Source organism: Sphaerisporangium rufum (assembly GCF_016863395.1).
Classification (GTDB): domain Bacteria; phylum Actinomycetota; class Actinomycetes; order Streptosporangiales; family Streptosporangiaceae; genus Sphaerisporangium; species Sphaerisporangium rufum.
In genome coordinates, this window is record NZ_BOOU01000101.1 from 1 (window position 1) to 13,085 (window position 13,085).

Annotated in this window: 14 protein-coding genes; 10 read left to right on the plus strand and 4 right to left on the minus strand. The window is 74.9% G+C overall.

Going from position 1 to position 13,085, the window contains the following annotated elements; all coding sequences use genetic code 11:
* The 3 genes from Sru01_RS32540 to Sru01_RS32550 all read left to right on the plus strand — a co-directional run.
* Positions 1-474, plus strand: a 474-nt coding sequence (locus tag Sru01_RS32540; protein WP_203993931.1) for an RICIN domain-containing protein, incomplete at its 5' end; no start/stop codon positions are given.
* A gap of 345 nt (positions 475-819) precedes the next feature.
* Complete coding sequence (locus tag Sru01_RS32545) at positions 820-2,013, plus strand: NAD(P)/FAD-dependent oxidoreductase (RefSeq protein WP_239137938.1); 1,194 nt, start codon at positions 820-822, stop codon at positions 2,011-2,013.
* A complete protein-coding gene (locus Sru01_RS32550; RefSeq protein ID WP_203993933.1) occupies positions 2,010-2,936 on the plus strand; it encodes an RNA polymerase sigma-70 factor in 927 nt (308 codons plus the stop codon). Before Sru01_RS32545 ends, Sru01_RS32550 begins: the two co-directional genes overlap by 4 nt.
* A gap of 40 nt (positions 2,937-2,976) precedes the next feature.
* Here Sru01_RS32550 and Sru01_RS32555 read toward each other — a convergent pair whose 3' ends face one another.
* Complete coding sequence (locus Sru01_RS32555) at positions 2,977-3,555, minus strand: TetR family transcriptional regulator (RefSeq protein ID WP_203993935.1); 579 nt, start codon at positions 3,553-3,555, stop codon at positions 2,977-2,979.
* Between the two features lie 48 nt (positions 3,556-3,603).
* Here Sru01_RS32555 and Sru01_RS32560 point away from each other — a divergent pair, with 48 nt between their 5' ends.
* The 3 genes from Sru01_RS32560 (at position 3,604) to Sru01_RS32570 (ending at position 6,623) form a co-directional block, all read left to right on the plus strand.
* The gene (locus Sru01_RS32560) at positions 3,604-4,833 is read left to right on the plus strand and encodes a cytochrome P450 (protein WP_203993938.1); all 1,230 of its coding nucleotides are present in this window, start codon (positions 3,604-3,606) and stop codon (positions 4,831-4,833) included.
* 167 nt (positions 4,834-5,000) lie between these two features.
* Positions 5,001-5,582, plus strand: coding sequence for a TetR/AcrR family transcriptional regulator (locus Sru01_RS32565; protein ID WP_203993942.1), 582 nt, complete (start codon positions 5,001-5,003; stop codon positions 5,580-5,582).
* Positions 5,583-5,711: 129 nt separating this feature from the next.
* The gene (locus Sru01_RS32570; RefSeq protein ID WP_203993945.1) at positions 5,712-6,623 is read left to right on the plus strand and encodes an SDR family NAD(P)-dependent oxidoreductase; all 912 of its coding nucleotides are present in this window, start codon (positions 5,712-5,714) and stop codon (positions 6,621-6,623) included.
* An 89-nt stretch (positions 6,624-6,712) separates the two neighbouring features.
* Here the strand turns inward: Sru01_RS32570 and Sru01_RS32575 are convergent, their stop codons facing one another.
* Complete coding sequence (locus Sru01_RS32575) at positions 6,713-7,330, minus strand: histidine phosphatase family protein (RefSeq protein ID WP_203993948.1); 618 nt, start codon at positions 7,328-7,330, stop codon at positions 6,713-6,715.
* 52 nt (positions 7,331-7,382) lie between these two features.
* Positions 7,383-8,615, minus strand: coding sequence for a PEP/pyruvate-binding domain-containing protein (locus Sru01_RS32580; protein WP_203993951.1), 1,233 nt, complete (start codon positions 8,613-8,615; stop codon positions 7,383-7,385).
* A gap of 60 nt (positions 8,616-8,675) precedes the next feature.
* Here Sru01_RS32580 and Sru01_RS32585 point away from each other — a divergent pair, with 60 nt between their 5' ends.
* The gene (locus tag Sru01_RS32585) at positions 8,676-9,068 is read left to right on the plus strand and encodes a DNA-binding protein (RefSeq protein WP_203993954.1); all 393 of its coding nucleotides are present in this window, start codon (positions 8,676-8,678) and stop codon (positions 9,066-9,068) included.
* Positions 9,065-9,700: a transcriptional regulator gene (locus Sru01_RS32590; RefSeq protein ID WP_203993957.1), complete on the plus strand. Its 636-nt coding sequence runs from the start codon at positions 9,065-9,067 to the stop codon at positions 9,698-9,700. Before Sru01_RS32585 ends, Sru01_RS32590 begins: the two co-directional genes overlap by 4 nt.
* Before the next feature lie 24 nt (positions 9,701-9,724).
* On the opposite strand, the gene Sru01_RS32595 is transcribed toward Sru01_RS32590, so the two are convergent.
* Positions 9,725-10,825, minus strand: a complete 1,101-nt coding sequence (locus tag Sru01_RS32595) for a hypothetical protein (RefSeq protein WP_203993960.1) — start codon at positions 10,823-10,825, stop codon at positions 9,725-9,727.
* A 219-nt stretch (positions 10,826-11,044) separates the two neighbouring features.
* Here Sru01_RS32595 and Sru01_RS32600 point away from each other — a divergent pair, with 219 nt between their 5' ends.
* A complete protein-coding gene (locus tag Sru01_RS32600; protein ID WP_203993963.1) occupies positions 11,045-12,328 on the plus strand; it encodes a sensor histidine kinase in 1,284 nt (427 codons plus the stop codon).
* Positions 12,325-12,990, plus strand: a complete 666-nt coding sequence (locus Sru01_RS32605; protein WP_203993966.1) for a response regulator — start codon at positions 12,325-12,327, stop codon at positions 12,988-12,990. Before Sru01_RS32600 ends, Sru01_RS32605 begins: the two co-directional genes overlap by 4 nt.
* Positions 12,991-13,085 lie beyond the last annotated feature (95 nt).

The following is a 13,085-nucleotide window of genomic DNA, read 5'->3' on the forward strand; positions in this document are numbered from 1 at the left end:
ATGGCCACCGAGGGCTACCAGAGCAGCGGCAACTCCAACATCACCATCGGCGGCTCCTCCGACGGCGGCAACCCCACGCCGCCGCCGTCCGGTGGTGGCGGGGCCATCAAGGGCGTCGCCTCCGGCCGCTGCGTCGACGTCCCCAACGCGAGCACCACCGACGGCACCCGGGTCCAGCTGTACGACTGCCACGGGCAGAGCAACCAGCAGTGGGCGAGCAGCTCGTCGCAGGAGCTGAAGGTGTACGGCAGCAAGTGCCTGGACGCCGGCGGCTCCGGCGCCGGCGCGGGCGTGCAGATCTACGGCTGCTGGGGTGGGGACAACCAGAAGTGGCGCGTCAACTCCGACGGGACCATCGTCGGCGTCCAGTCCAACCTGTGCCTGACCGCCGTCAACTCCGGCACCGCCAACGGCACCCAGCTGCAGATCAACTCCTGCAACGGCAGCAACTCCCAGAAGTGGACCCGTTCCTGACGACCGGCGGACCAGGCCGGTCACCGGCGCCGCGCGTCACCTCCGCCGGCGTCCGGACCGGCGGGAACGGCACGGGCGCCGTCCCCGCCGGCGGACCGGCCCGCTGATCCTGGCGGCCTCCGGTGCGGCGCTTCCGCCGCACCGGAGGCCGTCCGCGTTCCGGGGCGGCCCACCGCCGACCGGCAGCGCCGGTGCGCCGCCCCGCCGGCCGCGCGAGCCGGACGCGGGCCGGCCGCGGCTCCGGCCGCGGGCCTGCTGTGGCGCCCATCACAGCGGCCGCATGTCACAGATGGGGATCCGCCTCCCATCTGCTGGTGGTCAGCGACATCCGGAGAAGGCGGAACGATGAACATGAAGCACCAGACCGGGCACGACGTGGTGATCCTCGGCGCGGGGTACGCGGGACTGTCCGCGGCGATCCAGCTGGCGTGCCGCACCCGGCGGCTTGCGAACGTACGGGTGACCGTGGTGAACGCGCAGGAACGGTTCACCGAGCGGCTGCGGCTGCACATGACGGCGAGCGGGCAGCGGGTCGCCGAGCTGAGCGTCCCGGACCTGCTGGACGGGACGGGCGCCCGGTTCGCGCGCGGCTGGGTGACGGCGGTGGACGCCGGCGCCCGGACCGTGCGGATCGACGACGAGCACGTCCTGCCCTACGACACGCTGGTCTACGCGCTGGGCGGCGTGACCGACACCGCGGCGGTGCCGGGCGTGGCCGACCACGCCTACACCCTGGACGGCGCCCAGGACGCCGAGATGCTCGCCGGCCGGCTGGCCGGGCTCGGCGGTGGCACCGTGGTGGTCGCCGGCAGCGGGCTGACCGGCGTCGAGGCGGCCGCGGAGATCGCCGAGCGGCACCCGAAGCTGAAGGTCGTGCTCCTGGGCCGGCGGGAACCGGGCGCGGCCATGCACCCGAAGGCCGGGGCCTACCTGCGCTCCGCGCTCGATCGCCTGGGCGTGACCGTGCGGAGCGGCGTCGAGGTCACCAAGGTGCTGCCGCACGGGGTCCAGCTGGCCGGCGGGGAGATCATGCCGGCCGCCGCGGTCCTGTGGACGAGCGGCACCCGGGTGTCGCCGCTGGCGGCCGCCGCCGGGCTGGCCGTCGACGACCGCGGCCGCATCATCACCGACGCCGCGCTGCGCTCGGTGTCCCACCCCGAGGTGTTCGCGGTGGGCGACGCGGCCGCGGTCCGCCAGGGGTACGGCCTCATGCACGGCACCTGCCAGGGCGGCATGCCGACCGGCGTGCACGCGGCCCTGTCGATCCTGCGGGTGCTGAACGGCGAGCAGCCCCGGCCGTTCCGGTTCGGCTACTACCACATGCCGGTCAGCCTGGGCCGGCGGGACGCGGTCGTGCAGTTCACCCGGCCCGACGACAGCCCGCGACGGCTGTTCCTGACCGGCCGCCTGGCGGCGCGGTACAAAGAGACGGTGACCGCCGCGCCGTGGCCCACCTGGGGCCGGATGAAGAAGTCGCCCGCCCTTGGCGCGTTCTGGCCGCGGGGCGGCCGCTACACCCGGAGCGGGGCGGCCCGGTGACCGGCCCGGCCGACCCTGACCAGCAGGTGTTCGTCCGGCATCGCAACCTGCTGTTCTCGGTGGCCTACCGGCTCCTCGGCACCGCGGCCGACGCCGAGGACGCCGTGCAGGACGCCTGGATCAACTGGTCGGCGGCCGACCGCTCGCGGGTGGCCGACCCTCGGGCGTACCTGACCCGGATCGTGTCGAACGTGGCGCTGGAACGGCTGCGCTCCAGCCGGCACCGCCGGGAGACGTACGTGGGACCGTGGCTGCCGGAGCCGGTCCTCACCGGCCGGGACGCCGCCGACACCGCCGACGCCGTCGCGCAGGCGGAGTCGGTGTCGATGGCGATGCTGGTGGTGCTGGAGACGCTGAGTCCGCTGGAGCGCGCGGTCTTCGTGCTGAAAGAGGTCTTCGACCTCGGCTATCCCGAGATCGCCGAGGCGGTGGAGCGTTCGGAGGCCGCGGTCCGCCAGGCGGGGCACCGCGCCCGGGAGCACGTGCGCGCCCGGCGGCCCCGCTACGCCGCCGACCGGTCGCGGCAGCGGGCGGTCACCGAGCGCTTTCTGGCCGCCGCGACCGGCGGGGACATCAACGCCCTGATGGAACTGCTGTCCCCGGACGTCACGCTGTGGACCGACGGCGGCGGCAAGGTCCGCCAGGCCCTGCGTCCGATCATCGGCGCCACCCGGGTGGCCACCTGGTTCGCGGCGGTCGGCACCGCGCCCTACCAGGGCGTCCAGCCCGCCGACATGACCGCCGAGCCGACCGAGATCAACGGCGGGCCGGGCCTGCTCTTCCGCGGCGCGGGCCGGGTGATCGCCACCGTCACCTTCGACTTCGACGCCGAAGGCCGGATCACCGCCGTCCACAACGTCGCCAACCCCGACAAGCTCCAGGCCGTCGCCGGGGGCATCCCCCACGACCTCGGCACCCGCTGACATCCGTGGCGCGGTGGCCGGGCGGCAGGGCGGCCGCCCGCTAGAGGCGGAGCCCGGACTCCAGGTGTGCGAGGGCCCGGTCGATCTCGGCTGGCCCGTCCATCGCGGGGTCCTGGGCCCATTGCAGCCACAGCATGACCACGACACCGATGACAGCGCCGATGATGTTCCGGATGCGAGGGTCGTCCGCGTCGCACCCGGCCCGGTCGGCCAGGATGCCGGCGATCTCGCGCAGCATTTCCGGGCTGCGGCGCAGGTTCGCCACCAGCAACTCCGGAACGGTCACGGCGAAGACCTCCCGGGCATGCGCGGCCGCGATCTCCTCGTCCGTCAGCGAGGCGAACGCCGCGCGGAACGCGCCGCGCAGGGTGGCCACCGGCTCGCCCGGCGGCTGGCCCCGCAGTGCCTGGACGAGCGGCGGGAAGTGGTCAAGCGTGACCAGGTGCTCCTTGGTCGGAAAGTACCGGAAGAAGGTGGCCGGCGAGATCTCGGCGGCCTCGGCGATCTGGTCGATGGTGGTGGCGTGGTAGCCCCGCTCGCCGAACAGCCGGAACGCTTCGCGGAGGATCGTCTCCCTGGTCCTGGCCTTCTTGCGTTCGCGTAGCCCGCCGCCGCTCATGGACCCGACCCTACCGCGAGCCAATAATGAGAGCGTACACTCAAAAGCATGTCGACTCTCAACAAAGATGGCGCTCTCAAAAATTTGCCTCCGCTGCCCGGGCGGCGCGACCCTGGTCGCCCGTTCGCCCCGCCCGCCGACCTCGCGCGGCTCGGCGCGACCGGGCCGATCGTCCCGCTGACGTTCCCGGACGGCCACGCGGGATGGCTGGTCACCGGGTACGACCTCGCCCGCGCGATCCTGGCCGACCCCCGTTTCAGCGCCCGGCCGGACCTGCGGCACTCCCCGATGTCACGCCCGAACGTCCGCCCCGGCGGCACCGCCGCGCCGGCGGCACCCGGCTGGTTCCCCGGCATGGACCCCCCCGAGCACACCCGGTATCGGCGCCTGCTCACCGGCCAGTTCACCGTGCGCCGGATGAAGCGGCTCGAACCGCGCATCGCCCAGATCGTCGACGACCGGCTGGCGGCCATGGCCGCGGCCGGGCCGCCGGTGGACCTGGTGCGGGCCTTCGCGCTCCCGATCCCCTCATTGGTGATCTGCGACCTGCTCGGCGTCCCGTACGAGGACCACGCGTTCTTCGAGGAACAGACCGACATCCTCGTCGACATGACGAACTCCGAGACCACGGCCATGACCGCCATGGCCGGGCTGGCGGGTTATCTGGGCGACCTGGTGGCACGCAAGCGCACCCACCCCGCCGATGACCTGATCAGCGGCCTGATCGGTGCCGGCGGGCTGACCGACGAGGAACTGGTCAACATCGCCATGCTCCTGCTGGTGGCCGGGCACGAGACGACCGCGAACATGCTCGCCCTGGGCACGTTCGCCCTGCTCCGGCATCCCGACCGGCTCCACGCCTTCCGTGCGGACACATCACAGACCGCCACCGCGGTGGAGGAGCTGATGCGTTACCTGTCGATCATCCATGTCGGACCGGGTCGCGCCGCCCTGGAGGATGTCGAGCTGGGCGGCACGACCATCCGCGCTGGAGAGACCGTGATCTTGGCGCTGTCGGTCATCAACCGCGATCCCGGGCGGTTCGCCGAGCCCGGCGCCCTGCGGCTCGACCGCGCCGACGCCGGGCAGCACCTCTCCTTCGGCCATGGCGTCCACCAGTGCCTGGGACAGCAACTGGCGCGGATCGAGATGCGCATCGGCTACCGGGCGCTGTTCGACCGCTTCCCCACCCTGCGGCTGGCGGTTCCGCCGGAGCAGGTCCCGCTGCGCGAGAACGCGATGGTCTACGGCGTATGGCGACTCCCGGTCACCTGGTGACCTGATCGGCCGGCGCGTACCGGCGGCCGGAGCGGGCCTCACCAATCGACGCCGCCGGGCCGGCACCGGTCCAGGCGCGCTCCGGGCCGTCGCCGGCGGCACCGTACGCGACCTCGGGACCCCGTTGGCGGCGGAACCACGCGATTCGCCCTCACTAGGCTGAGCCCGTGAGACCACCGAAGGCCGGCCGGGAGACGGCGTTGCGCGCGGACGCAGCCCGCAATCGCGCGCGGGTGCTGCGGGTCGCCCGCGAGCAGCTGGCCGCGGGCGACGATTCACTGCAGCTGAACACCATCGCCCGGCTCGCCGGCGTGGGCGTGGGCACGGTGTACCGGCACTTCCCCAACCGGCACGCACTGCTGGAGGCGTTGTCGGCGGAACGCTTCCAGCAACTCGTCGACGAGGCGCGGGCGGCGGCGGCCGCCGAGGACGCCCTGGCCGGCCTGCACCGCATGCTGCGCTTCTCGCTCGCCCGCGCGCTGGACGACCCCGGGTTCGCCGCGGTGCTCGAATCGTCCGGTGACAGCGAGGCGCGGACCTCGGTGATGAAGGCCGAACTCGACGGTGCCGTCACCGAACTGCTCGACCGCGCCCGCCGGTCCGGCGCCATCCGGGGTGACATCGAGGCCGACGACCTTCGCCGGTTGATCTGCGGCATCCAGCACGCGGTCCGCTCCGGCGACGGGACCTCCCGGTATGCCGAGCTCTACCTCGACGTCCTCATCGAAGGCCTGCGACCCGCACGCTGAGCGCGCCACGCGGTCGGCCCCATCCCATCCCTGAAAACGTCAAGCGGATAGCCATCCGTTTCGTGCTATGGTCACGAGCAGAGAAGCGGATAGCTATCCGCTTTAGGCTGATCCGGGACGGGAGTGGCTGTGAAACAGGGACGACGGGCAGTGGTGACGGCGGGCACCGGCGGGATCGGCCTGGAGACGGCGGCGGGCCTGGCGGCGGCCGGGTACGCCGTCACCGTCGTCGGCCGGAGCGCCGAGCGCGGCGCGCGGGCGGTCGAGCGGATCGACTCCGCTGCGGCCGGCGCGCGGGCCAGGTTCATCGCGGCCGACCTCGCGTCGCTCGATGCCGTCCGGGCGCTCGCCGCACTGCTGGCCGAGGAAGGGCCGCTGGACGTGCTGGTGAACAACGTCGGAGCGATGTTCGCCGACCGGCAGCGTACGGTCGACGGGATCGAGGCGACGTTCGCCGTCAACCACCTGTCCCCCTACCTGCTGACCGAACTGATGCTGCCCTCGCTCCGGGCCGGCCGGCCGAGCCGGATCGTGAACGTCACCTCCGGCGCCGTCCGGGTCGCCAAGCGCGCCTTCGACGCGGTCGAGCCACCGGGTGGCTACTACGGCTTCCACTGGTACGGCCGCGCCAAGCTCGCCAACCTCGCCTACACCCTGGATCTGGCCGAGCGGCTGCACGACACCGGCATCGCGGTGTTCGCGGCCGACCCCGGCGGCGCCGCCACCGGCATGACCGACGGAACCATGCGTTCACCGAAGATCGTCTCGCCCGCGCTGCGGCTGGTCTGGCCGCTGGTCCGGCGCACCTTCGAACGCGCCACCTCCGGCCCGGCGGCCACGGCCGCCCGATCCTCGATCACCGCCGCGACCGATGCCGCACTCCACGGCCGAACCGGCCTGGTCATCGGTCCCCGCACCCGCCCGGTGCCCCCGTATCCCCCGAGCCGCGACCCGCGGATCGTCAGGAACGTCCTCGAACTCAGCCGGCGGCTGGCACCGCTCACCCCGGCGTCGCGTGCCGGCGAGCCGCTGGGTGCGTGAGGCACCACCCGACCGCGGCCCGGTCACCACAGCCCGGTGCGACGGCGTCGGCGCCGGTCCGGCGCGCGCGGACGGGCGCCGAGCCGTCTTCACGGCCGGACGCCGTCGGGAAAGCCGGTCCAGCGCAGGTCGGGCGGGAGGTGGCTCATGTCGTTGAACATCACGACGGTCGGCGGCAGGCCGTCCCGGTACTGGATGACGGTCAGCGCGGTGTTGGCGCTGTTCAGCCCGAGCCAGCGGGAGGGTGGCGCGTCCAGCGCGTGCCGCACCAGCCAGGCGATCGGGTAGGCGTGGGTCACCAGCACCTCGTGCCGGTCCGGCCGCCGGGGTCCTTCGGTGGCGGCGTCCGGCACCCTGGCGAACCGGGCGACCAGCGCCTCGGCCAGCCGGTGGCCCGAGGCGGCCTCGGCCTCGTCGTAGCCGTCGAAGAAACCGGCCCAGGACCGGGGGGTCTCGGCCGGGGCCGGGACGTAGGGAACGTGGTCGATGAGTTCGGCGGCCTCGGTGACGGGCACATCCGGCAGCCATCGGCCCAGCTCCCGGGCGCACGCCTCGGCGCGGGGCAGCGGCGAGTGCCACACCGCGTCGATCGGCAGCGCGGCGAGCCGCTCGCCGAGCAGCCCCGCCTGCCGGCGCCCGATGTCGGTGAGCCGCCCGAACGCGTCGGCCGCGCCGTGCCGGGCCAGGTAGAGGTGTCGTGTCGCCATGATCTGTCCGGGCCGGGACGTCCGCGCGGACTCCCGGCCCGTCTCCTTTCGGTCAGCGGGCCGCCGCGGTGACGGTGCCGGTGGTGCCGTCGATCGTGATGGTGGTGCCGTCCTGGATCACGCGCGTCGCGTCCGGGACGCCGAGGACGGCGGGGATGGCGTACTCGCGAGCGACGATCGCGGCGTGCGCGAGCACCCCGCCGGTCTCGGTGACGACGCCGGCGGCCAGCCGGAGCAGCGGCGTCCAGCCGGGGTCGGTGCAGGGGCAGACGAGGATGTCACCGGGACGCACCCGCGCGAAGTCGGCGGAGCCGCGGACGACCCGCGCGGTGCCGGTCACCCTCCCACGGCTGCCCCCGGTTCCGGTGAGGGCACCGGCCGGGACGTCCGCGGCCGGCCGGACCGGCGGGAGCGCGGCGGTGACCGGCCGGGCCTGCAGGATCCAGGGGCGGCCTCCGGCGATCGCCCACTCGATGTCCTGCGGCCCGCCGAGCAGGGCGGCGATCCGCCCGCCGAGCCCGGCCAGCCCGGCGGCGGCCGCGTCGTCGAGCACCGGCCGGTTCCGGTCACCGGCGGGCACCTCGCGCTCGACGAGCCGGGTGCCCAGCCGGTCGAGGCGGGTCCGCTTGTCGGCGACGGTGCGGGCGACCCGCCCGCCGGCCTCGACGTGGTAGGCGTCCGGGGTGACCGTGCCCGCGACGACGGCCGGGCCGAGACCGAAGGACGCCTCGATCCGGGTGACGTCCCCGGGGTTCGTGGGGGTGAACATGACCCCGGACACCTCGGCGTCCAGGTGGCGCTGCACCAGGACGGCCATCATGAGATCGCCGGACCGCCGGTGGCCGGCGGCGCGCCGGTAGTCGACGGCCCGGGGGGTGAACACCGAGGCCCAGCAGGCCCGGACCGCCCGGGCGACCGCGCCGGCGCCCCGCACCGCCAGGCGGCTCTCGTGCTGGCCGGCGGCCGACGCCCGGCCGGTGTCCTCGCCCGCCGCCGACGACCGCACCGCCACCGGCGGATCGCCCAGCCCGGCGAGCGCGTGCTCCAGCGCGCCGGCCAGGGCGGGACGGAGCGGCCGGGCCTCGATCGCCCGGCGGGCCGCGGCGGGATCGTCCGGCTCGCCGCCGGGCCGGCCCGGCCGAAGGTCGCGGACGGCGTCGAGATAGCCGGCGAACGGGACGGCGAAGCCGTCCGGGACCGGCAGGCCCGCGCGGAGCAGCGCGCCCAGCGTGCCGGCCTTGCCTCCACAGGTGTCGGGGGCGGCCTCCGCCAAGGGTATGAGCATCCGGCCCAGCCTTTCAACGTTTTGTTGACAACATTTCGTTGATTCTGCATGCTGGACGGCATGGAACGCAAGCACGGGAACGCCGATGGGCAGGCCGACCAGAGCCAGGCCCGGCGCGAGCAGGAGGCACGCGAGCGCCTGCTGCGCCGGGGCGCGGACGCGCTGGAGGCCCGCCCGTGGCGACCCGCGCCCGCCCCGCCGTCGGCCACGGACCTCGCGCAGTTCGCCCTCTGGCGCTGGGCCGACCTGAGCCCCGAGGACATCCTCAGCGCGCTCGCCCTGCTGCCCGCCGCCCGCGCCGAGGTGGACGGGCTCGAGGCCGGGCTGCTGTTCACCGCGCGGAGCGCCGGGCTGACCTGGGCCCAGATGGCCCAGGCGATGGGGTTCAACTCCCCGCAGGCCTGCCAGCAGCGATACACCCGGCTGACCACCCGAGAGGACGCCGACTCATGACGCAGGACTCCCCACCCGACCTGCTGGTCCTGCACGCCGTGCGCATCACCGGGTACGCCGACACCCCGGTGATCGCCCGCCGCTTCGGGCTGGACCCGGCCACGACCGAAGAGGCGCTGCTCGACGCCGAGGCGTACGGCTGGGTGGCGCACACCGCGTTCGGCGGCAGCGGCGGCTGGTCCCTGACCGAACGCGGCCGGGCCGAGAACGAGCGCCGGCTGGCGGCCGAGCTCGCCACCGCCGGCGGCGCCGGCGAGGTCCGGGACGTCTACCGCGAGTTCCTCCCGCTGAACGCCCGCCTCCAGCAGGCCTGCACCGATTGGCAGCTCCGGCCGGTCCCCGGCGACCGGCTCGCCGCCAACGACCACGCCGATCCCGCCTGGGACGCCCGGGTCCTGGCCGAGCTCACCGCCATCGACCGGGCGCTCGCGCCGCTGGCGGCCAGGCTGGGGCGGCTCCTCACCCGGTTCCGCGGCTACGACACCCGCTTCGCCGCCGCCCTGGCGCGCGCCCGATCCGGGGACGGGGCGTGGGTCGACGGCATCGAGGTCGACTCCTGCCACCGGGTCTGGTTCGAGCTCCACGAGGACCTCATCGCCACCCTCAACCTCGACCGCCAGACCACGCCCTGACCGGCGGCCGCCCGGCGTCCGCGTTCAGCTCGCGGCGGCCGTCCGCTCGACCACCGGTCCGGCCGGGTGGCCGGGGTCCGCGGCCTGGCAGTGCCGGCAGGCGCCGCGCCGGCGCAGGGCGTAAGCGTAGGCGGCGGCCCCGAGCGCGACGCCCCACACGACGCACAACATGCTCGGCACGTTGAGGCCCCACGCGGCGGGGTCGACGCCCAGCCGGACGTTCATCAGCCCGGCCGGGATCAGCACGACCGCCACGATGCCGGCCGGGACCACGGCGAGCGCCGGCGGGACCCGCCGGCCCGCCCGGAACCAGACCCACCGCGGGTAGACCTCGCCCCAGCGGTGGACCAGACCATGGGTGAGGATCCCTCCGCAGATGGAGGCGACGGCACAGCCGAGTCCCACCTCCAGCATGCCGGGCGTCTGCTGCATCATCCGCTCGAAGTCCTCCGGGATGCCCAGCGGGATCCCGAAGTACCAGGCGATCCTGGTCACCTCGTACGGCACGGGGGCGGCACACGCCAGGTAGACGGCCCACCGGCCCCAGCGGCGCGCGGCGTCCGGCGTGGCCCACCGCCCGGGCGCCCCGCCGCGCCGGCCGCAGCGCGCGCACGCCCGCCCGGTACGCCGCCGGTACGCGAGGGTCGCCAGGGCCCACAGCAGGCCACCGGCGAAGATGACGATCAGGTTCACCCGGTGCCAGTACAGGATGTCCCCGATGCCGTCCTGCGCGCCGGGCACCCCGGTGAAGGTGAAGACCAGCAGCAGCGGGGCGAAGGCCAGCAGCGCGAGCAGGGTGTAGTCCGGGATCAGCAGGGCGAGCGTCCCGGCCATGGCCCACCCGAAGACCAGCAGTGCCGTACGGGTGCCGCCTCGTCCCCATCCCCGGGCCATCGCCAGTGCGGCGATCGCACCGGCCGCGCCGAGCGCGGCCATGACCGGCGCGACGATCGCCGCCCGGCTCCCCTCCAGGATCGACGCCGAGGCGTGGGCGTCGTCGACCGGCGCGAACGGGAAACCGTCCCCGCCCAGTGCCCAGTAGAGCCCGAGCGCCCCGTACGACAGCGACCACCCGGCCGCGGCGTACCCGGCCCAGGCCGGCCAGTACCTCACCCAGCGGAACATCCGCCCATCACATCCTCACCATCTCGCCGGGGCCCGGGCCGCGCTCGCGACCGGGACATCTCGACGGCGGGCTGCGCGCCGGCCGGGTCCCCTGCACAAGCTTCGGAGGCCATGGGCCACCGGCCCAGGTGCCGAACGGCATGGCCGCGGGCGGGGTCCGGCGGGTCGATGTGCCGTTCGGCACGGGCGGCGGACCGGCACGCTGTCTAGGCTGGGAGGGTGCGTACCGGTGGAGCCCCGCGGCGGCGCGAACGGGCCGGCGCGGCCGTCGCCGTCCTGGTGACGATGGCCGGTGTGGCCTGCACGCCCGCGTACGGCCCGCCGGCCACGCTGCCGGCGTCGGTGACGATGGCCGCCGCGCTCGGCGTGCTCGCCGCCTGGCCGCAGGACGGCCGCCGGGTCGCGGCGGTCACCGGCGGGGCGGGCCTCGTGTCGCTCGCCGCGACCGCGGCCGTCCGGTCGCTCGGCGCGGACGTCTCCGCGCCCGGCTGGCCGGTCGGCGAGTCGGCGAGCCTGCTCGTGCTGATCGTCCTGGTGGTACGGACCGCTCCGCCCCGCCACGCGCCGGCCGCCGCCGGACTGGCCGGGGTGGCCACGCCGGCCCTGCTGCTCCGGTTCGAGCCGGGCCCGCCGACCATCGAGGCGCTGGCCGGATTCGCCGTCTGGGGACTGTCGGCGGCACTCGCCGCCACCATCGGGCTCTACCTGCGCTCCCTGGACGGCCACCGCGCCCGCGCGGTACGCGCGGCGCGCCGGGCGCAGCGCACCCGCCTCGCCCGGGACCTGCACGACTTCGTGGCCCACGACGTCAGCGGGATGCTCGCCCAGGCCCAGGTCGGCCGGATCCTGGCCGAGCGGGACCCGCGGCAGGCGGTGGCCGCGTTCGAGCGCATCGAGCAGGCCGCGCTGCAGGCGCTGGCGTCGATGGACCGGACGGTGCGGATGCTGCACGAGGCCGATGACGCCGCGGACGAGGAGCCGGCGGACCGGGCGCCGCCCCCGGCGCTGGCGAACCTGCGGGAACTGGCCGACCGGTTCGCCTCCTCCGGCACCGCGGTGGTGCGTCTCGACATCGACGCGGGGCTGGCGGACCCGGACGGCGGCGTGCCGCGCGAGGTGTCGGCCACGGCGTACCGGGTCGTCGTCGAGGCGCTGACCAACGTGCGCCGCCACGCGGTGGCGGCGAGCCGGGTGGAGGTGGCCGTCCATCGCACCCGCGTCGTGGGCTTCGGGCCCGCGCTGGAGGTCACCGTGACAGACGATGCCCGGCCCGGACCCGCGCCCGTCCGGCACCTGCTCGGCGGTGCGAGAGGCGGTGACACGAGGAACGGTGACACGAGGAACGGTGGCGGATTCGGCCTGGCCGGGCTGGCCGAACGCGTCGAGGCGCTCGGTGGCCGGCTGGCCGCCGGTCCGCACGATCCGCGTGGCTGGCGGGTCACCGTCACCCTGCCGCTGGCGCCCGCACCGCACGGCGGCGACACCCGGCCGGTCACGGCATGACCGGCCGGCCGATCCGCGTCCTGGTCGCCGACGACCAGGAGGACATCCGCGGCGCGTTCCGGATCATCCTGGACGCCCAGCCGGACATGACCGTCGTCGCCGAGGCCGCCTGCGGGGTCACCGCCGTCGAGCAGGCCCGCCACCTGCGCCCGGACGTGGTGCTCGCCGACATCAGGATGCCGCGCCTGGACGGGCTGGAGGTCACCCGCCTACTCGCCGGGCCCCAGGTGACCGACCCCATCCGGGTCGTGGTCGTCACCACCTTCGACCTCGACGACTACGTCCACACCGCGCTGCGCAACGGCGCCTGCGGCTTCCTGCTGAAACGCTCCAGTCCCACCCTGCTCGCCGAGGCCGTCCGGGCCGCCATGTCCGGGGACACCCTCATCAGCCCGCAGATCACCGTACGGCTGCTGCGCGAGCTCACCGCGGCACCGCCGCCGGCGTCCGGCCGCGCCGATCGCACCCGGCTCACCGAGCGCGAGCTCCAGATCACCCGGCTGGTCGCCCAGGGCCACACCAACGCGGAGATCGCCACCGCGCTGTTCATCTCCCCCGGCACCGTCAAGAACCACATCGCCGGCGTCCAGCGCAAGCTCGGCGCCCGCAACCGGGTCGGCATCGCCGCCTGGGCCTGGTCCACCGGCAACGCCGCCCCGTGACGACGCACACCGTCAGGCCGGCACCGTCAGGCGGGAAGATCTCGGGTGACGTCCGGCCGAGCCGTCCGCAGCCGGGGAGGGCCGGCCACCTCCCG